Raw genomic sequence first — 20,242 nt, 5'->3', positions numbered from 1 at the left:
CGGCCTGTCGTTTATTTTCTACAATTATCGTTTGATGTTATAGAAAGATTTGATACCATCGTAAACAGCGATTTCGCCTAGTTCGTCTTCGATGCGTAATAATTGGTTGTACTTAGCAATACGGTCAGTACGGCTCATAGAACCAGTTTTGATTTGGCCAGCGTTAGTTGCAACTGCGATGTCAGCGATTGTAGCATCTTCAGTTTCACCAGAACGGTGAGATACAACTGCTGTGTAACCAGCACGTTTAGCCATTTCGATAGCTTCGAAAGTCTCAGTTAAAGTACCAATTTGGTTAACTTTAATTAAGATTGAGTTAGAGATACCTTTTTCGATACCTTCAGCAAGTTTTTGAGTGTTAGTTACGAATAAGTCGTCACCAACTAATTGTACTTTATCACCGATACGCTCAGTTAATAATTTGTGACCATCCCAGTCGTTTTCGTCTAAACCATCTTCGATAGAGATGATTGGGAAGTCTTTGCAAAGCTCTTCATAGAAATCAACCATTTCTGCAGAAGTTAAGCCAGTACGGCCTTCGCCTGCAAGGTCATATTTACCAGTTTCTTTGTTGTAGAACTCAGAAGAAGCAACGTCCATTCCTAAGAATACGTTCTCGCCAGCTTTGTAACCAGCTTTTTTGATAGCTTCGATGATTACTTCTAAAGCTTCACGGTTAGAACCAAGGTTTGGAGCGAATCCACCTTCGTCACCTACTGCAGTGTTAAGACCTTTGTCATGTAATACAGCTTTAAGTGCATGGAATACTTCAGCACCCATACGGATTGATTCTTTGAATGTTGGAGCACCAACTGGTAAGATCATGAACTCTTGGAAGTCAACGTTGTTATCAGCGTGAGAACCACCGTTGATGATGTTCATCATTGGAGTTGGTAATTGTTTTGCATTGAATCCACCAAGGTAACGGTATAATGGAAGACCTACGAAGTCAGCTGCTGCGTGAGCTACTGCCATAGATACACCAAGAATAGCGTTAGCGCCTAGTTTACCTTTGTTTGGAGTGCCATCTAATTCGATCATAGCGCGGTCGATACCAGCTTGGTCAGTTACATCGAAACCAGCGATTTCTGGAGCGATAATTTCGTTAACGTTGTTTACTGCGTTAACAACACCTTTACCAAGGTAACGAGATTTGTCACCGTCACGTAATTCTACAGCTTCGTGCTCACCAGTAGATGCACCACTTGGTACGATAGCGCGTCCGAAAGCGCCGCTTTCTGTGTAAACTTCTACTTCTACAGTTGGGTTACCACGAGAGTCAAGGACTTCGCGAGCATAAACATCAATAATTGTTGACATAATAAATTCTCTCCTTTTTATATAAGCAAATTATTTAATAATTGTTTTACCTGTCATTTCTTTCGGTTGCTCAACACCAAGAAGTGTAAGCATTGTTGGAGCGATATCACCTAAGATACCATCTTCACGTAATTCTACGTCGTTCTTAGTAACGATGAAAGGAACCGGGTTAGTTGTATGAGCTGTCATTGGCTCTCCTTCAGAAGTTAATTCTTCATCCGCATTACCATGGTCAGCAGTAATAAGTGCTACACCATCTTTTGCAAGAATCGCTTCTACAACTTTTCCTAAACATTCGTCAGTTGCTTCTACTGCTTTAATTGTTGGTTCCATCATCCCAGAATGGCCAACCATATCACAGTTCGCAAAGTTAAGAATGATAACATCATGTTTATCATTTTCGATTTCATTTACTAAAGCGTCCGTTACTTCGTAAATGCTCATTTCAGGTTTCAAGTCATATGTTGCAACCTTCGGTGAGTTAATTAAGATACGCTCTTCTCCTGGGAATTCAGCCTCACGACCACCGCTAAAGAAGAATGTAACGTGCGGATACTTTTCAGTTTCCGCGATGCGAAGTTGCTTTAATCCCGCTTGCGCAACAACTTCACCTAAAGTGTTATCAAGGTTCATTGGCTTGAATGCCACGTAACCATCTACAGTTTCACTGAAGTGTGTCATACATACGAATTCTGGAATGTGAGGTACTTTTTCACCACGATCGAACTCACGGAAGTCTTCGTTTGTAAATACACGAGCAATTTGAATTGCACGGTCTGGACGGAAGTTATAGAAGATAACTGCATCATCATCATTGATTGTTGCAACTGGCGTGTTATCTTCGTTAACAATTACAGACGGCAATACGAATTCATCATAGATACCGTTCGCATAAGAGTCTTCTACACACTCTTCTGCTGATTTATAAGTAGGGCCTTCACCATTCACCATAGCACGGTAACATTTTTCTACGCGATCCCAACGCTTGTCACGGTCCATGGAGTAATAACGACCAGAGATAGTCGCGAATTGTCCTACTCCTGTTTCTTTAATTACTTCATTTGTTGCATCGATATAGCTTTGTGCTGTTTTTGGTCCAACATCGCGGCCATCTAAGAATGCATGAATGTATACTTTCTCAACGCCTTCTTTAGCTGCTAAGCGAAGAAGAGCAAACATGTGATTCATGTGACTGTGCACACCACCGTCAGAAAGTAAACCGAATAAATGAAGTGCAGTACCTTTTTCTTTTACGCTTTTAATTGCACTTTGGAACGTTTCGTTCTTATCGAACTCACCTTCACGAATTGCAACGTTAACGCGTGTTAAGCTTTGATATACAATGCGGCCAGCACCAATATTTAAGTGACCAACCTCAGAGTTACCCATTTGACCTTCTGGAAGACCTACTGCCTCGCCACAAGCTGTAAGCGTTGTGTGAGGGAATTTATTCCAGTAAACATCAAAATTAGGTTTCTTAGCTTGTGCTACAGCATTCCCGTAAGTTTCTTCACGAAGTCCGAAACCGTCAAGAATGATTAAAGCTGTTGGCTTTCTCATTTTACCGCCCCCAGAAGACCTAAGAACGAAGCAGGCTCTAAGCTAGCACCGCCAACTAAAGCGCCGTCGATGTCAGATTGTGCCATATACTCTTTAATGTTTTCTGGTTTTACGCTACCGCCGTATTGGATACGAACAGCTTCTGCAGCTTCTGGAGAAACAGCTTCTGCAACAACTTTACGGATGTGCGCACATACTTCGTTTGCATCTGCAGAAGAAGAAGATTTACCTGTACCGATAGCCCAGATTGGCTCATAAGCGATAACAGTTGCTTTAACTTGCTCTTCTGTTAAACCTGCAAGTGCTTTTGTCACTTGACCTGCTACTAGATCAAATGTTTTTCCGCTTTCGCGCTCTTCTAAAGTCTCACCACAACATACGATTGGTGTTAAACCATGTTCAAATGCTGCGATAGTCTTTTTGTTTACTGACTCATCTGTTTCAGCAAACATTTCACGACGCTCAGAGTGGCCAAGTACTACATAGCCAACTTTTAAGTCGCTAAGTGCTACTGGGCTAATTTCGCCAGTGAATGCACCATTTTTTTCGAAGTGCATGTTTTGTGCACCTACTTGTAAGTCAGTTCCTTCAGTTGCTGCTACAAGGCGCTCTAAGAATAGAGCTGGAGAGCAAACTACTGCATCAACAGCTGAAGCTGCTGGGATTTGACCTTTAACTTCCTCTACGAAGCTAACTGCTTCTGATAGAGTTTTATTCATTTTCCAGTTACCTGCGATAATTGGTTTACGCATGCTTTGCACCGTCCTTTTTCTTTGGCTGCTACTTATTTGTCGTTAAGACAAACTACACCTGGAAGCTCTTTACCTTCCATGAATTCTAATGACGCACCGCCGCCAGTAGAAATGTGGCTCATTTTATCAGCCATACCGAATTTTTCAACAGCTGCTGCAGAGTCACCACCGCCGATAACAGAGTATGTATCTTCTGCATCTGCTAATGCTTGTCCTACTGCTTTTGTACCTTCTGCGAATGGAGTCATTTCGAATACACCCATTGGTCCATTCCATACAACAAGCTTAGAATTTTTAATTACATCTGCATAAATTTCACGTGTTTTAGGACCGATGTCCACGCCTTCCCAGTTAGAAGGGATAGAGTCGATACCAACGATTTTAGTTGTTGCAGTTTCAGAGAATTCCTCAGTGATTACAACATCAACTGGCATGTAGAAGTTTACGCCTTTTTCTTTTGCAAGTTGCATAAATTCTTTAGCTAGTTCAATCTTGTCGTCTTCACATAGAGATAGACCAATTTCATGACCTAAAGCTTTAACGAATGTGTAAGCAAGTCCTCCACCGATGATTAAGTTATCTACTTTGTCTAATAGATGACGAATTACACCGATTTTGTCTTTTACTTTCGCACCACCGATGATAGCTGTAAATGGACGTTCTGGGTTAGAAAGTGCTTTACCAAGTACATCTAACTCTTTTTCCATTAATAGACCAGATACTGCTGGTAGGTAGTCTGCGATACCTGCTGTAGAAGCGTGAGCACGGTGAGCTGCACCGAATGCATCGTTTACGAAGATGTCAGCAAGTGCTGCAAATTCTTTCGCAAGTTCTGCATCGTTCTTTTCTTCGCCCGCATAGAAACGTACGTTTTCAAGAACTAATACGTCGCCTTCGTTCATTGCTGCAACCATTTCTTGTGCAACTGGTCCGAATGCTTCATCCGCTTTTTTAACGTCTTTACCAAGAAGCTCGCCTAAACGTGCTGCTACTGGAGTTAAACGCATTTCTTCTACTACTTGACCTTTTGGACGGCCTAAGTGACTTGCTAAAATAACTTTCGCACCTTGCTCTACTAAATATTGAATTGTAGGAAGAGCTGCACGGATACGAGTTTCATCTGTAATTTTGCCTTCTTTCATAGGTACGTTGAAATCAACGCGGCAAAATACACGCTTACCTTTTAAATCTACGTCACGAATTGATTTTTTGTTCATTGGATTTCCCTCCGACTACTAGTTAGGATTGACAAAACCCACTCAAAAGCTTAACACATTTGCTTTTAAAACGAAAGAAGAGAGAGAGGGAACAAACCCTCTCCCTCGTTTTGTCATTGATAACTTATATAATTAAGAATTAAAGACCTTTTGAAGTCATGTAAGCTGCTAGGTCTACTACGCGGTTAGAGTAACCAGTTTCGTTATCGTACCAAGAAAGTACTTTAACCATGTTACCTTCCATTACCATTGTAGATAATGCATCGATTGTAGAAGAAGCTGTACATCCGTTATAGTCGATAGATACTAATGGCTCTTCGCTGTATCCAAGGATACCTTTTAATTCGCCTTCAGCTGCTGCTTTGAATGCTGCATTTACTTCTTCAACTGTTACTTCTTTGTCAAGTTCAACAACTAGGTCAACTAGAGAAACGTTAGCAGTTGGAACACGTACAGCGCCACCGTTTAATTTACCTTTAAGTTCTGGTAATACTAATGCTACAGCTTTAGCTGCACCAGTAGATGTTGGGATCATGTTTTCAGCTGCTGCACGAGCACGACGTAAATCTTTGTGTGGTAAGTCTAAGATTTGTTGGTCGTTAGTGTAAGAGTGAATTGTTGTCATCATTCCGCGTTTTACGCCGAATTTTTCGTTTAATACTTTAGCGAATGGAGCTAGACAGTTTGTAGTACAAGAAGCGTTAGATACTACGTTGTGGTTAGCTGCATCGTATTGTTCGTGGTTAACACCCATAACTACAGTGATATCTTCGTCAGAAGCTGGAGCTGAGATGATAACTTTCTTAACTGATCCACCTAAGTGTTTCTCAGCGTCTGATTTTTTAGTGAAACGGCCAGTAGATTCTACTACTACTTCTACTCCGTAGTCGCTCCATGGTAATTGAGCTGGGTCACGCTCAGCGATAACTTTAATTTCTTTACCGTTAACAACGATGCTGTTTTCGTTAGCAGATACTTCTGCATTTAAAGTTCCGTGAACTGTGTCATATTTTAAAAGGTGAGCTAATGTTTTAGCATCTGTTAAATCGTTGATTGCTACTACTTCTACCTCAGAGTTGTTAAGAGCTGCGCGGAATACGTTACGTCCGATACGTCCAAATCCATTAATACCAATTTTAGTCATTTGAATTTCCTCCTTGGGGGATTATATTAAAGGGTAAAACCCTTTGTTAACTGTTTTGCTGCACCTTCATCTGTAATTAGAATTGAAGTGTGCCCTTGTTTAATTACAGCCTGTATTGCTTTTGCCTTTGAAGAACCTCCAGCGACTGCAACAACGTGAGATACATTTTGTAAGTCCTCTAGTTGCATACCAACTGTTCTTACTTTATGAACAACATTTCCTTCTTCATTAAAGTAGTAACCGAAAGCTTCGCCAACTGCTTCGCTTGCCTGAATCTTTAACCAATCTGCTTCTGAAGTACTTCTGCGACGTGCCATTGTTAACGCATCACCTATTCCATGAATGACGATATTGGAAGATCGAATCAACTCAAGAACTTCTTTCACGGAAGGCTCTGTCACAATAGACGCATATGCTTCGCTGCTAACATGGTCTGGAACATACAATAAGCGATAATTACTCATCGTATTTTGCGCCATCTTGGCACAAATGGTATTGGCTTCTAACTCGACGCCTTCTCCAATTCCACCACGTGCTGGGACAAATAGCATATGTAAATCTTTGCAATCAAGTTGCATCATGTCCGCAGCAGCAGCTAGCGTAGTTCCTCCAGCCACAGCAACGATATTATTCGCTGTCAGACGGTCTTTTATACAAGTCACACAAGCACGGCCCATCTCCAGTTTGACCCAAGGTGATTCATCACTATCGCCAGGGACAACGAAAACTTCATCCAAGTCTAATGTTTCCTTAAGTTGCTTTTCTAAAACCTTTAACCCGGAAATTTCTTTCATAAAGTCTTCCAAAGCAAGAACTAAAGCTGTTCCTTCTTCTGTCAAAGTCATTCCAGAAGAAGCGACGTGAACTAAGTTTTGTTCTTTCAAAACTTGTACTTCACTTCGCAATACTCGTTCTGTCATACCGAGACTTGCTGATAAGTTTCTTCTTCCAATCGGCTGCATGAGCCTAATGTATTGAAGAATTTGCATTCTCGTTTGCATAACAGGTAGCAGATCAGGTAATAATTTTTTTGTGTTCTGAATCCATGAGCGCATATCTTTTCTCCTCACTACATCGGTTCATTTCCCCTCGTGGTCACTTTACGTCCCGTAGTGACATTTTGTGTCCCACATAGGTTAAAAAAATAATCCCTGCTACGTGTATTATTGTAACAGGAGATAGAAACTTATTCAACTCTTAACTGCATTCTTTATATAGTTTATTATGACACCTTTGTGAATGTTACCATATTCTACTTGTTTTCCCTCCATTTCTACAACCGGAATCATTAAATGATATTTTTCTAAAAGGTCATTATCTTCATATATATCTATTTCCTCGATTTGAAAAGAATATTCACATTGTACTTCCTGTAAAACTTGTTTCGCCTTCACGCAAAGGCCACAATCTTTTTTGGTATACAGTACAACTTTCATCTTCTTCACCTATCCAATCGTTTTTCTTAATGACGAAGCTGGGATATGCATTTGCTCTCTATACTTCGCCACTGTTCTTCGAGAAATAACAATTTCATGCTCTTCTTCTAATAATTTTGAAATCTTTTGATCTGAAAGTGGCTTTTTCTTATCCTCTGCCCCAATAAGCGTTTGAATAAATTGTTTTACACGTTTTGTAGAAACTGCTTCATCTTCAGTCGTCGAAACGGCATTGCTAAAGAACGATTTCATCTCAAATAAACCGTGTGGTGTTTGCACATATTTATTTCGCGTCGCACGACTAATTGTCGATTCATGCACACTTAACTCTTCTGCTACCTCTTTTAAAGCGAGCGGTCTTAAATACTCTGGACCTTTCCAGAAGAAATCACGTTGTTTTTCCATAATAATAGTCATTACTTGCAGCAATGTCTGTTTTCTCTGCTTCAAACTGCGCATAATCCACTGCACATGCTGATACTTTTCTGATACGTAAGATGCTACTTCACTTTCACTATTATTAAGAAGCGCACTATATTCAGAATGAATTTCAATTCTCGGCATATTTCTCTCATTCATTTGTAAAACGAGGCGATCATCTTCTTTTTTTACTGCCATATCAGGCACAATATAAAGTGGCTTATCTGAAGAAAATGCAAGACCGGGTTTTGGTTGTAATGACGTTATACAATTTACCGCACTCTGCAATTCTTCATTGCTACACTTCAACACTTGAACGAGCTTTCGCCAATCTTTCTTCACAAAATAAGCGAAATGATCTTCTACAACCTCTTCTGCTAATCCATTACGTCTTTGTAAGCGCTTCAATTGTAAGGTTAAACATTCCTGAATATTACGCGCCCCTACCCCTGCTGGCTCCAGTGATTGGACAAGCTCTACAGAGCGGTCAACTACATGAATATGCGCAGAAAGGAGCTCTGCTAACTCTTCATTCGTTTCTTGTAAATACCCGTTTCCATCCATGTTCATAATAATGAAAGAAGCCACTTTCCGCTCTTCTTCATCTATTTTATAATACTGTATTTGATTTAATAAATGTTGCTGAATCGTTGTAGAATCCACACTGTAGATTTCCATCTGATTCTCGACTTGTTTGCTGGTACTTTTACTGTTGTTAGAGCTCTTTTTCTTCTCCCTCTCAAAACCACCTAACTCAATAAGGGGATTCTCTAACGATTGCTCATACAAAAACTCCGATAATTCTTGTACATTATACTGGAGCATTGTAATCGCTTGCCTTAACTCTTGTGTCATTGCCAAACGTAAGCTTTGTTCTTGTAAAAGACTTGCCTTCAAACTAATCTCCCCCTTGTTTCTATTGTACAATAAGTTTGGTAAAAGGAGAATCCTCACGCAGACACCCATTCCAAAATATTATTAATTTATATGTATTAATGAGATTTTCAACTTACAACCGAAATTTGAATAATATTGAAAGAAAATATTAAGGTAAAAAATTATTATCAAGTACTAATAGTAAATCTTATTACTAGATATAACAAGAGGGAAATAAAAAAAGTCCTAACCTACAAAACGTAAGTTAGGACTTTTTGACGCGCCCAGAGGGATTCGAACCCCCGGCAGACGTGGTACCGGAAACCACCGCTCTATCCGACTGAGCTATGGGCGCATGATTATAGAAAACACTTCATTTTCTTCTCATAATAATAGCAATAAAATCCATCTAAATCAATAAAAATATCCCCGTAATACCTTATGCATCTTAGCTAAAATCATATAAAATCTATTCCACCCCTAAATTTTCCAATCATAAATTCACCCCAACTCACAAATTATAACCTATGAATTGATATTCCAAAGGGGGCTTCATTCAATGACTGTAATTACAAAATTAAAGCAAACTGTTTCTGGATTAAAAAGTGCACAAGCTAGCTTAGAGGGATTCGCTCTTGATACGGATAACCAACAAGCTAAGCAACTTTTCCAAACAGCTGCGCAGCAAACACAAACGATTATCGATTCTTTAAACCCACGCGTTGAAGAAGTCCAACAAGAAGAACCACAATACTCACAGCAATAACGCATCCGTCTTGCTGTGAAATAGAAAAAGGATGATATGCAGTCATCCTTTTTCTATCACATTACATATTGCAATAGAAATGGAATGATAATTATGCGAAAACTCGGCCTCATAACCGCATTATTTGCACTTCTATTTAGCTCTTTTACCGGATGTAATAATAGTCCTTTAGATAAAAAAGTGAAAGAAGAAGCAAAACGAACGGAGAAAGAAAAAGGTCCAAAGTTAACAAAGACGAGTACGGAATCCTTTAATCAATCTATATCACAAGGAGCGAAGAAAAGAGCTCTCGCTATGGATGAAATTATAAAAAGCACAGCAGTGAATTCAAATTTAGATCTCTACATAGCAGTTACACCTGAGCATCACGAAAGGTTTGGATTAAAACCGCTGCGCAGCAAACTTCAAAAGCAATTAAGTGATGAATACCCCACTTTCGATGTTCGTGTAAGTACAGATAAAAAAATCTTTATGTTACTCGAAAAACTTGAAAACAAAATTAAGAAAAAAGAAGTATCTAAAGATGAAATTAATAAGCAATTAAAATTCATCGGCAAAAAAATGGAGTCTAACACTTAACGCTTTTTAAAAGAAAAGGAAGGATTGCAATGTCTAGTAAAGATAAAAACTTAACCCCTGTACAACAGGAGTATAAAAAATTCGAACAAGAACGCGAACCGAAACGACCTGTCTTAAAAAATTGTATAAAAGCCTTTTTCGTCGGTGGTTTTATTTGCTTCATAGGACAACTAATCTCTACTTTTTATATTACTTATTTCGATTTCACTGAACGTTCGGCAGGAAATCCAACCGTCGCAACTCTTATTTTTATTTCTATGTTACTAACTGGATTTGGTATATACGATCGTTTTGGGCAGTTTGCCGGTGCTGGTACAGCTGTACCTGTTACTGGATTTGGTAACTCTGTTATTGCCGCATGTATCGAACACCGAACGGAAGGATTTGTACTCGGCGTTGGTGGTAACATGTTCAAATTAGCTGGTTCTGTTATTTTATTTGGTGTATTTTCTGCTTTCGTCATCGCACTTATTAAAACGATTCTCGTTCAATGGGGAGGGCTATAAATGTTACAAGGGCACCGAACGTGGGTATTTGAAAACAAACCAGTTATTATTTCGACAGGAGTCGTTGGGGGGCCATTTGAAGCAAAAGGGAAAATCCCAGAAGACTTCGATACCCTCCATGAAGATTTATGGCTCGGACAAGATTCCTATGAAAAAGCACATAAAATTTTATTCGAAGAAGCTTGTAGTCGCGCAACTGAAAAAGCAAAACTTCGTAAAGATGATATTCAATTCGTACTTGCAGGAGATTTAATTAATCAAATTACCCCTACAAGCTTTGCTTGCCGTACACTGGGCACTCCTTATCTCGGGCTATTCGGGGCTTGTTCTACTTCTATGGAAGGTTTAGCACTTGGAGCAAGTATCGTAAATGCAAAAGGCGCAAAATATTTATTAACCGGGGCATCAAGCCATAACACCGCTGTAGAAAAACAGTTCCGCTATCCTACCGAATATGGTGGACAAAAGCCACCTACCGCACAGTGGACAGTAACCGGTGCTGGGGCCGCTATTTTAAGCGATACTGGTCACGGCCCTAGGGTAACATCTGCAACAATCGGACGAGTGGTTGATATGGGATTAACAGATCCGTTTAATATGGGAGGTGCAATGGCTCCAGCTGCCGTCGATACAATTGAAGCTCATTTACGTGAACGTCAAATTGATGCCTCTTACTACGATTTAATTGTAACAGGCGATCTCGGACATGTAGGCCGTGAAATTGCTTATGACTTACTACATAAACACGGAACAAAAGTAACGAGCGAACAGTTTCAAGATTGCGGGCTACTCATTTATAGAGAAGGACAGCCTGTCATAGCTGGTGCTAGTGGACCAGGATGTTCCGCAACAGTCGTTTATGGTCATTTATTAAACCGAATGAAAAGAGGAGAGTTCAAAAAAATACTTGTCGTTGCGACAGGCGCTTTACTATCTCCACTTACATTCCAACAAGAAGAAACGATTCCGTGTATCGCTCACGCCGTTTCGATTGAATTTGGAGGTGCAACGCAATGATTTTTTTCTGGGCTTTCGTCATTGGCGGACTCATATGTGTAATCGGACAACTTATGTTTGATGTTGTAAAACTTACACCAGCTCATACAATGGCAACACTCGTTGTTGCCGGAGCTATATTAGATGGATTCAATTTGTATGAACCATTAATTGATTTCGCTGGAGCTGGTGCAACTGTGCCTATTACAAGCTTTGGTAATGCTCTCGTTCATGGCGCAATGGAAGAAGCTGCAAAACATGGCATCGTTGGTGTTATCACAGGCATGTTTAAAGTAACGAGCGCCGGCGTATCCGCAGCTATTATTTTCGGCTTCATTGGAGCATTGTTATTCAAACCGAAAGGATAAGGAGTGTTTGTATGACTGTTATCGCTAGCGTTAAAACTTGCCTTGCTAGTGTAAGAGGAGCTCAAGCAAGCTTAAGTTCCCTTTCGCTAAATTCTACAGACGATGAAGCTAAACGCATATTTCATGAATGTATGTTAGAAATGGACAGTATCATCGCTGATTTACAAAATAGAGTTTCAGTATTGGAACGTGAAGAACCTCAATATAAAGGGTTTTAAGTAGACTGGAGGAAATGACTATGTCTCACCTGCCGGAATGGACACTTGTCATTATTCGCTCTGTATTCATATTAATCATTTTATTCACTATCACAAAGTGCTTAGGAAAAAGGCAAATTTCTCAGCTTTCCTTTTTCGAATACATAGCAGGAATGACAATCGGTGATATCGCCGCTCAAATATCTACAGGGCTTGACCAAAAGTTTTTCCATGGCGTCTTCGCTATACTTATTTTCGCCTCAGTACCTTTTTTCGTTGGCATTCTTTCCTTAAAAAACAAAACTGCTAGAGACTTTTTTGAAGGAAAATCTACAGTGTTAATAAAAGATGGCAAAGTACTTGAGGATAATTTAAAGAAAGAAAAATATACTAGTGATGAGTTACTCGAACTTCTTAGAGGAAATGGTGCATTTAGTATAGCTGAAGTCGAATTTGCTGTCTTAGAACCGAGCGGAGAATTAAATGTATTATTAAAGAAAGATTCTCAGCCACTTACTGCAAAAGACATCGGTTTAAAAGTACCAAACGAGAAAGAACCACAAACTGTTATTATGGATGGAAATGTACTAGATGAACCTCTTTCAGCAAGCGGACATAACCGCGCTTGGCTACATTCAGAATTAGAAAAACTCGGTGTTGTTATTGAAAATGTCTTTCTCGGTCAAGTGGATTCATACGGACAACTTACTATCGACATTTACAATGACAAACTCCAAATGCCTTCTCCTCAAAACAAACCTTTATTATTAGCATCTTTAAAAAAATGTCATGCTGATCTTGAACTATTTTCCTTAGAAACAAAGTCGAAATCAGCAAGCGAAATGTATAGTAAAAACGCGAAACAAATCGAAAAGATTTTAAATAAAGTAACCTATCTTTTAAAAGACTAATTATCGAAAGAACGCTTCAGTTAAAAGGCGTTCTTTTCTTTTTTTCTCCAGTTTTCATAACGTTTAAATTTATGTAATTCGGTTATGATGTTGAAGATACATAAGCAGGGAATTTCGAAAACATAGCGAATATTTCATGGTACAACTACATATTTTTTTGATTTAAAGTGGTTTCGTTTGACCTTTATTGACCATAATTGTATTATAAGACTAAGAAAGCTTTAGAAGGAGGAAATAACAGATGAATTTAATTCCTACAGTAATTGAACAAACAAATCGTGGAGAACGCGCTTACGATATTTACTCTCGACTATTAAAAGACCGCATCATTATGCTTGGTAGTGCAATTGATGACAACGTAGCTAACTCAATCGTTTCCCAGCTTTTATTCTTGGAATCTCAAGATCCAGAAAAAGATATTCACATCTACATCAACAGCCCTGGTGGTTCTATCACAGCGGGTATGGCAATCTATGATACAATGCAGTTTATTAAACCACAAGTATCAACAATCTGTATCGGTATGGCAGCATCTATGGGTGCCTTCTTACTTGCAGCAGGTGAAAAAGGAAAACGTTATGCACTTCCAAACAGTGAAGTAATGATTCACCAACCACTTGGTGGAGCACAAGGTCAAGCGACTGAAATCGAAATCGCTGCAAAACGTATCCTATTCTTACGTGAAAAACTAAATCAAATTCTTGCTGACCGCACTGGTCAACCACTTGAAGTACTACAACGCGACACAGACCGCGACAACTTCATGACAGCAGAAAAAGCTTTAGAATACGGTTTAATCGATAAGATCTTTACAAATCGTTAATACTTAAAAGCGGAAGCGGCTCGTTCAGAATCGCAGGGTGTTGGAGCTTTTACATCCGAGGCGCTTTTTGCCTCGAATGTAAAAGCGAAACAACCGGAGATTCTAGCCGCTGGAGCTAGATATACTAAATGCGAAAGCGGCTCGTTCAGCTCTGACTGGCTAAGGTTCTTTCGCATAAAAGGCGCTTTTTGCCTTCTTATGCGGAAGGTTCTTAGACACGAAGAGCTAGCCGCTGGAGCTGGATACATAAAAAAGCGCCCTATAATAGGGCGCTTTTTTTATAGTGGGACCTCCGCACTCGTATACCCCATTCAGTATCCACCTAAATATATCAGCGATTTTTCAAATATATCGACCGTAACCCCAATTATATCGGCGATTATTTTCATATATCGACGTTTCGACACAACTTATCGACTTACCGACAATTCTCGACAAACATCCCCCCCACATACCCCACCTCCACCAGCAAATAACAAAACAAAAAAGCTATCGCACATGCGCGATAGCTTTTTTACTGTACATATGCAGCTAATGCTTCTAAAGCCTCTTCTGCATCTGAACCTTCTGTTGTAATTGTTATCATGCTTCCAGTTCCAATTGCTAAGCTCATAATCCCCATTATGCTCTTTGCATTTACTGTCTTTCCATCTTTCTCGATGAAGATATCTGCATGAAAGCGATTTGCCTCTTGTACAAACAACGCAGCCGGACGTGCTTGTAAACCGTTTTTTAATGAAACCCGAACTCTTTTTTGAACCACAGCTCCATTTCCCCTTTAACCTCTTATTTTTTTACTACCGTTTCCCCCGCGCGTAATTTCTCTGCAATTTCATCGATTTTACGCAAACGATGATTAATACCCGACTTACTAATCTTCCCCCCGGATACCATCTCACCTAACTCTTTCAATGTTACATCTTGATAATCTCTTCGTAATTGCGCAATCTCTTGTAGTTTATCCGGCAATATATCAAGACCAACTGTCTCATCAATGTAACGAATATTTTCAATCTGCCTTAGTGCTGCACCAATTGTTTTATTTAAATTAGCTGTTTCGCAGTTCACTAAACGATTTACAGAATTACGCATATCACGTACGATTCGAATATCTTCAAATCTTAAAAGCGCATTATGAGCACCTATAATATTTAAAAACTCTGTAATTTTTTCTGCTTCTTTCAAATACGTAATGTACCCTTTTCTTCTTTCCAACGTCTTACTATTTAAATCAAATCCGTTCATCAGTTCACATATAGCATCATTATGTTCCTTATATAACGAAAAGATTTCTAAATGATAAGATGATGTTTCTGGGTTATTTACTGAACCACCTGCTAAAAATGCACCTCGTAAATACGATCGTTTACAACATTTCTTCTCAATCAATTCTTGTGATATATTTCGAATAAATGAAAAGTCATCTCGAACGATATGAAGATCAGCTAATATTTCACGAGACTTCTCAACAAGCCGCACAATATATACATTATTTTTCTTCAATCGCATTTTTTTACGAACAAGTAATTCTACCGTCACGTCATATCCTTTTTTCAAAAGCGTATAAATCCTTCTTGCAATTGCCGCATTTTCCGTTTGAATATCGATAGATAGACGACGGTTTGAAAAAGAAAGCGACCCGTTCATTCGAAGCAACGCTGATAATTCTGCTTTCTCACAGCATTCCTTCATCTCAAGATTCGTCAACTCTTTCTTTGTTTCTGATGCAAATGACACAGTCAACACCTCCTTATACGATTATTGCGGAACAAAAATCTTGTCCTATATGAATGAGGAGCGCTACCTCAAACGAGGCAACGCATATTTATAACAATGAATATAAAATCGAAGCTAACTTTAACGTATCATGCCTTACAACATGATCATCATACTTCGCTAATCCCTCTTGAATAACATCAATATTATTTTCAACAAAACGTTCTTCATCCACTACAACTGGTGTAGACATTTCTTCATCATATAACTTACGTAATTCACAAGGAATCTCACGGTTATTTACAATTGCAGTATTAATAAATGGTTGCCCTAAATGATCGTGTAACGCCTGCACATGATCAAAAGCAGTATATCCCATCGTTTCACCCGCTTGTGTCATAACGTTACATACATATACCTTCTTCGCCTTTGCAGCAAGAACAGCGTCTCCAATTTTGTTAACAACTAAATTGGGTAATATACTCGTATACAAACTTCCTGGGCCGAAAACAAGTAAATCAGCTCGTTTAATCTCAGCCAACGTTTCATGCAATGGCTCTACATCTTCTGGAGTCAAAAAGACGCGATTAATCTTCTTTCCGTAATAAGGAATCTTTGATTCACCTGTTACAATTTCTCCATCTTCAAGTTCCGCATGAAGTACCGCACTTTGATTCGCTGCTGGTAATACACGTCCTCTGACATTTAATACTTTACTTGTTTCCGTAATCGCATGGAAAAAGTCTCCTGTAATCGAGGTCATACCTGCCAACAATAGATTTCCTAACGCATGACCTTTCAGTCCGTCTCCTGTTGTGAAACGGTGCTGAAATAAAGCTTCCACCAGTGGCTCTACATCCGATAACGCAACAAGTACGTTACGGATGTCACCTGGAGGTGGAATTTCTAGCTCATCACGTAATCTACCTGAACTGCCACCATCATCAGCAATTGTAACAACTGCTGTAATATCAACAGGATATTGCTTTAATCCTCTTAATAAAACAGAGAGTCCAGTTCCGCCTCCCATGATGACAATTTTAGGCTTTCTCTCTTTTTTCATCCCTTAATGGCCCTTTCTCTTCTCCACATCACGATGAGATACATGAACACTATACTCTGGTTTCAAATGTTTCCCAAGGTATTCTGTAAGCGTAACAGAACGATGCTGTCCACCTGTACATCCAATTGCAATTACAAGTTGACTTTTGCCTTCTCTTTTATAATGAGGCAGCATGAAAGTAATCAGATCCGTCAACTTCTCTAAAAACTTATGTGTCTCATTAAATTTCAGTACATAGGAAGAAACTTCTTCATCTAGTCCTGTTAATGGCTTCATATGTGGAATGTAATATGGATTTGGTAAAAAACGAACATCAAATACTAAATCTGCATCAATTGGAATACCGTACTTAAATCCAAATGACATAACATTTACACGGAATGCTTGCTCAGTTTCTGTTGAGAACAAGTGAACGATTTTTTCACGTAATTCTTTCGGTTTTAAATCCGATGTATCAAGCACAATATTCGCTCGTGCCTTCATATCTGTTAATAAATTGCGCTCAGCTTCGATTCCCTTTAACGGCAAACCAGTTGGTGCAAGTGGATGCGAACGTCTCGTTTCTTTATAACGAGTTACAAGCGTACTATCTTTCGCATCTAAAAATAAAATATGAGGAATAATCCATGTACGTTCTGATAAATCATCAAGTGCTCCCCATAAATGTTCGAAAAACTCGCGGCCACGTAAATCAATACCAAGTGCCACTTTATTCATTTTCCCTTTTGAATCCGCCATAAGCTCAATAAACTTTGGCAATAACATCGGTGGCAAATTATCTACACAAAAATATCCTAAATCTTCAAAACTTTGTAAAGCTACTGTTTTTCCAGCTCCAGACATTCCTGTAATAATTACCATTTTTATATCATTATTCTCTGTCATCGTATCCTCTCCTTGACGGTTTAACTCGGATCTAATCGATATGAAAGCAACTCAAAATCTGGAGTATATACAAATGTACCGTAGATTATGCCATTTCCTTTAATTAAATAATCAATAATGTGATAATCTCCTGGCGCCATTGCTAAATCATCAATTTTATCAAATGTATGCCAACCAATGATGCCTTCTTCGCTCTCTAGTTTGTTTTCTCCTGCAAAATCTGTCGCTAAAAAGGAGAACATCATCCATTCAGAAACAACTTTATCACCTTCTTGGATGACAAAGGTGAAGACCCCCTTTAACGCTGGGTTTTTCAAATAAATACCTGTTTCTTCACGATACTCGCGAACAACGGAATCTCTTACAGTCTCCCCACGCTCCATTTTCCCGCCTGGTGCAACCCACCAATTCCGGCGAGGTTTTTGGAGTAAGAGTACTTCATTATCTCTAATTAACACACAGTTTGTCACTCTTTGCATGTTTCTTCACCTCAGCTACTTGCAGTAAAATTCCTCACTGCATACTTATTTCATTATACTATCAAAAACAGTTTGCTACAACGAAGGAGCCAGTCCTCTTTCGCTAAGCATATGCTACTCAGCAATTTTAAAAAAGCTTTCTATAACAAGCAATGTAAATGCTTAGATTTTTAATGAATAGCATGAAAAATCCCCTTAACGATTTTTATCGTCAAGGGGATTAAAGCCCTTATTTCTTACCGAAATAAGTAACAATCGCAAAGCCTAAAATAAAGGTAATAATTGAACTTATAATTGAAAATCCGCCAGTCGGAATCCCAGGGAATACAATTACAATTGAACCGATTACAAGTCCAATAATTGCCGCAAATGTCATACTTTTATAACGATCTAATAAAAAACTAATGCCTTTACTACTTACAACAAATCCAACCATAACACCAGCACCGATAACCACGATTAAAGGTAAGTTAAGTGTAGTTAAAGCGTTAATTGCTGTCGGATACACACCAATAATTAATAAAATAAACGATCCACTAATTCCAGGAAGCAGCATGGCCATACTAGCCATCCATCCTGCGAAAAATAAACCAATTGCATTTAAAATTGTTAAAGTCGTAATTGGATCTGCTGCCTTATCTGGTTTAAAGAAAGCTGTAATCGCAACAAGAATTGCTGCAACTATTAATAAAACGATGTGCTTACCTTTAAACGACGACTTTGCATCAGCTTCCCTCATTAGCATCGGTAATATACTAATAATTAAACCGAGGAAGAAAAATTGAGTCGGTTCATAATGATTTGCAAGTAAATATTTAATAACGTGACTTAACGTTAAAAATGCCGCTGCCACGCCAGCTGCAAGGGGAATTAAAAATCCTAAATGTTTTTTCCATTCACGACTAAAGAATCCACTAATTGCCGCAAGCAATTGTTCATAAATCCCTAACACAACAGCGATTGTACCGCCGCTCACACCAGGAATTAAATCACTAACGCCCATACAAAATCCACGATATATATTACGCCATTCCATACTGAATAAATTCCTCATTTCTTATAGTGATTTTTTCCGTAAAGTCCAGTATATCAATAAGAAAGCTTATAATCCTTATATTTTTTGACAAAACTTTGACATTTTCACACAAAAAAAGAAGAAAGCTCCTGTCGGTAGCTTTCTTCTCACAAGGTATATTATCCCTTATTTTTCTGATACAGTTTTTAATTCCTCTAATAATTCTTCTACGTAATGTTGTGCACTTTGCGCTGCAATACTACCGTCACCTGTTGCAGTTACAATTTGACGAAGCATTTTCTCACGAACATCACCAGCTGCGAAAATACCAGGGATTTTCGTTTCCATACGCTCGTTCGTTTCAAGGTAACCATTTTCATTTGTAATACCTAGTTCAACAAATGGTTTTGATAAAGGTAACATACCGATGTATACGAATACGCCATCAGTTTTGACTTCTTTCTCTTCTCCACTATTTACGTCCACAAGTGTTACACTTCCTACTTTACCACTTGCTTCGTTGATTTCTTTTATCGTGTGGTTCCAAATGAAATCTACTTTTTCGTTTTGGAAAGCACGGTCTTGTAAAATTTTCTGTGCACGAAGCGTGTCACGACGGTGAACGATCGTTACTTTTGATGCGAAGCGTGTTAAGAACACACCCTCTTCAACAGCAGAATCTCCGCCGCCAATTACGATAAGTTCTTTTCCTTTAAAGAATGCCCCGTCACATACTGCACAATATGATACACCGCGGCCGCCAAGTTCTGTTTCACCCGGTACACCAATTTTTTTATACTCTGCACCGCTTGCAACGATAATTGCACGTGCTTTATATTCTTTTTTACCAGCAATAATTGTTTTGTATTCCTTACCATCGATGACTTCTTTTACATCACCGTATGCATATTCGGCACCAAATTTCTTTGCATGCTCGAACATTTTATTTGATAAGTCTGGTCCTAAAATAGACTCATAACCTGGGTAGTTTTCTACATCTTCCGTGTTTGCCATTTGGCCACCTGGAATACCACGCTCAAGCATTAATGTGCTTAAATTTGCACGAGATGTATATACTGCAGCTGTCATACCAGCTGGTCCTGCACCAATAATAACGACATCATAAATTTTTTCTTCTGACACACTATTCACTCCTATCCATTCCTACACAATTAAGTTACCCTCATTATACTGTTAGCATCATTTTTTTCCC

23 protein-coding genes and 1 tRNA gene are annotated in these 20,242 nt (G+C 38.9%); 8 read left to right on the top strand and 16 right to left on the bottom strand.

From position 1 onward, the window contains the following. Positions 1-24: 24 nt before the first annotated feature. The 9 genes from eno to CGQ22_RS10560 all read right to left on the bottom strand — a co-directional run bounded on the left by eno (position 25) and on the right by CGQ22_RS10560 (position 9,080). Positions 25-1,320, bottom strand: coding sequence for a phosphopyruvate hydratase (gene eno, locus CGQ22_RS10600; RefSeq protein ID WP_089148681.1), 1,296 nt, complete (start codon positions 1,318-1,320; stop codon positions 25-27). A gap of 30 nt (positions 1,321-1,350) precedes the next feature. Then, a complete protein-coding gene (gpmI, locus tag CGQ22_RS10595) occupies positions 1,351-2,880 on the bottom strand; it encodes a 2,3-bisphosphoglycerate-independent phosphoglycerate mutase (RefSeq protein ID WP_089148680.1) in 1,530 nt (509 codons plus the stop codon). Next, positions 2,877-3,632, bottom strand: coding sequence for a triose-phosphate isomerase (gene tpiA / locus CGQ22_RS10590; protein WP_001231038.1), 756 nt, complete (start codon positions 3,630-3,632; stop codon positions 2,877-2,879). The genes gpmI and tpiA overlap by 4 nt, the downstream gene beginning before the upstream one ends. 32 nt (positions 3,633-3,664) lie before the next feature. Next, complete coding sequence (locus tag CGQ22_RS10585; RefSeq protein WP_001036350.1) at positions 3,665-4,849, bottom strand: phosphoglycerate kinase; 1,185 nt, start codon at positions 4,847-4,849, stop codon at positions 3,665-3,667. Between the two features lie 139 nt (positions 4,850-4,988). After that, a complete protein-coding gene (gene gap / locus CGQ22_RS10580) occupies positions 4,989-5,993 on the bottom strand; it encodes a type I glyceraldehyde-3-phosphate dehydrogenase (RefSeq protein WP_000161236.1) in 1,005 nt (334 codons plus the stop codon). Positions 5,994-6,019: 26 nt separating this feature from the next. Then, positions 6,020-7,048, bottom strand: a complete 1,029-nt coding sequence (gene cggR / locus CGQ22_RS10575; RefSeq protein WP_001258185.1) for a gapA transcriptional regulator CggR — start codon at positions 7,046-7,048, stop codon at positions 6,020-6,022. 135 nt (positions 7,049-7,183) lie between these two features. Beyond that, positions 7,184-7,429 carry a glutaredoxin family protein gene (locus tag CGQ22_RS10570; RefSeq protein WP_089148679.1) on the bottom strand — a complete coding sequence of 82 codons (246 nt, stop codon included), beginning with the start codon at positions 7,427-7,429 and terminating at the stop codon, positions 7,184-7,186. Between the two features lie 9 nt (positions 7,430-7,438). Next, positions 7,439-8,746, bottom strand: coding sequence for an RNA polymerase factor sigma-54 (gene rpoN, locus CGQ22_RS10565; protein ID WP_089148678.1), 1,308 nt, complete (start codon positions 8,744-8,746; stop codon positions 7,439-7,441). Between the two features lie 258 nt (positions 8,747-9,004). Further along, positions 9,005-9,080, bottom strand: a tRNA-Arg gene (locus CGQ22_RS10560). A 204-nt stretch (positions 9,081-9,284) separates the two neighbouring features. Between CGQ22_RS10560 and CGQ22_RS10555 the strand changes: the two genes are divergently transcribed. The 8 genes from CGQ22_RS10555 to clpP all read left to right on the top strand — a co-directional run bounded on the left by CGQ22_RS10555 (position 9,285) and on the right by clpP (position 13,871). Further along, complete coding sequence (locus CGQ22_RS10555; RefSeq protein WP_000216166.1) at positions 9,285-9,491, top strand: DUF1657 domain-containing protein; 207 nt, start codon at positions 9,285-9,287, stop codon at positions 9,489-9,491. A gap of 93 nt (positions 9,492-9,584) precedes the next feature. After that, positions 9,585-10,070, top strand: coding sequence for a YhcN/YlaJ family sporulation lipoprotein (locus CGQ22_RS10550; RefSeq protein WP_001228550.1), 486 nt, complete (start codon positions 9,585-9,587; stop codon positions 10,068-10,070). A gap of 29 nt (positions 10,071-10,099) precedes the next feature. Then, complete coding sequence (gene spoVAC, locus CGQ22_RS10545) at positions 10,100-10,576, top strand: stage V sporulation protein AC (RefSeq protein WP_000095399.1); 477 nt, start codon at positions 10,100-10,102, stop codon at positions 10,574-10,576. Then, the gene (spoVAD, locus tag CGQ22_RS10540; RefSeq protein ID WP_000938963.1) at positions 10,577-11,593 is read left to right on the top strand and encodes a stage V sporulation protein AD; all 1,017 of its coding nucleotides are present in this window, start codon (positions 10,577-10,579) and stop codon (positions 11,591-11,593) included. It begins immediately after the preceding gene. Next, on the top strand, positions 11,590-11,940 hold the full coding sequence (spoVAE, locus tag CGQ22_RS10535; protein WP_000575924.1) for a stage V sporulation protein AE: 351 nt from the start codon (positions 11,590-11,592) through the stop codon (positions 11,938-11,940). Before spoVAD ends, spoVAE begins: the two co-directional genes overlap by 4 nt. An 11-nt stretch (positions 11,941-11,951) precedes the next feature. Beyond that, complete coding sequence (locus CGQ22_RS10530) at positions 11,952-12,158, top strand: DUF1657 domain-containing protein (protein WP_000215912.1); 207 nt, start codon at positions 11,952-11,954, stop codon at positions 12,156-12,158. Between the two features lie 20 nt (positions 12,159-12,178). Then, positions 12,179-13,048 (top strand): DUF421 domain-containing protein, encoded by an 870-nt coding sequence (locus CGQ22_RS10525; RefSeq protein WP_000018892.1) that lies wholly within the window; start codon positions 12,179-12,181, stop codon positions 13,046-13,048. Between the two features lie 241 nt (positions 13,049-13,289). Then, positions 13,290-13,871, top strand: a complete 582-nt coding sequence (clpP, locus tag CGQ22_RS10520) for an ATP-dependent Clp endopeptidase proteolytic subunit ClpP (RefSeq protein WP_001049162.1) — start codon at positions 13,290-13,292, stop codon at positions 13,869-13,871. A 514-nt stretch (positions 13,872-14,385) separates the two neighbouring features. Here the strand turns inward: clpP and CGQ22_RS10510 are convergent. From CGQ22_RS10510 to trxB, 7 genes are all read right to left on the bottom strand, one after another. Continuing rightward, the gene (locus CGQ22_RS10510; protein WP_000250310.1) at positions 14,386-14,634 is read right to left on the bottom strand and encodes an HPr family phosphocarrier protein; all 249 of its coding nucleotides are present in this window, start codon (positions 14,632-14,634) and stop codon (positions 14,386-14,388) included. A 23-nt stretch (positions 14,635-14,657) separates the two neighbouring features. Continuing rightward, the gene (whiA, locus tag CGQ22_RS10505) at positions 14,658-15,608 is read right to left on the bottom strand and encodes a DNA-binding protein WhiA (protein WP_089148677.1); all 951 of its coding nucleotides are present in this window, start codon (positions 15,606-15,608) and stop codon (positions 14,658-14,660) included. 88 nt (positions 15,609-15,696) lie between these two features. Further along, positions 15,697-16,650: a gluconeogenesis factor YvcK family protein gene (locus CGQ22_RS10500; protein WP_000712186.1), complete on the bottom strand. Its 954-nt coding sequence runs from the start codon at positions 16,648-16,650 to the stop codon at positions 15,697-15,699. A gap of 3 nt (positions 16,651-16,653) precedes the next feature. Beyond that, positions 16,654-17,535: an RNase adapter RapZ gene (rapZ, locus tag CGQ22_RS10495; RefSeq protein WP_000138459.1), complete on the bottom strand. Its 882-nt coding sequence runs from the start codon at positions 17,533-17,535 to the stop codon at positions 16,654-16,656. 20 nt (positions 17,536-17,555) lie between these two features. Further along, complete coding sequence (locus CGQ22_RS10490) at positions 17,556-18,014, bottom strand: NUDIX hydrolase (protein WP_001190080.1); 459 nt, start codon at positions 18,012-18,014, stop codon at positions 17,556-17,558. Between the two features lie 229 nt (positions 18,015-18,243). Then, positions 18,244-19,050 carry a DUF368 domain-containing protein gene (locus CGQ22_RS10485; protein ID WP_000455196.1) on the bottom strand — a complete coding sequence of 269 codons (807 nt, stop codon included), beginning with the start codon at positions 19,048-19,050 and terminating at the stop codon, positions 18,244-18,246. Positions 19,051-19,215: 165 nt separating this feature from the next. Next, entirely contained in the window at positions 19,216-20,172 is a 957-nt protein-coding gene (trxB, locus tag CGQ22_RS10480) for a thioredoxin-disulfide reductase (RefSeq protein ID WP_001288078.1), read from the bottom strand. Positions 20,173-20,242: the final 70 nt, after the last annotated feature.

It is taken from the genome of Bacillus sp. M13(2017), assembly GCF_002218325.1.
Lineage (GTDB): Bacteria > Bacillota > Bacilli > Bacillales > Bacillaceae_G > Bacillus_A > Bacillus_A thuringiensis_K.
This window is presented reverse-complemented; position numbering and strand designations above follow the sequence as displayed.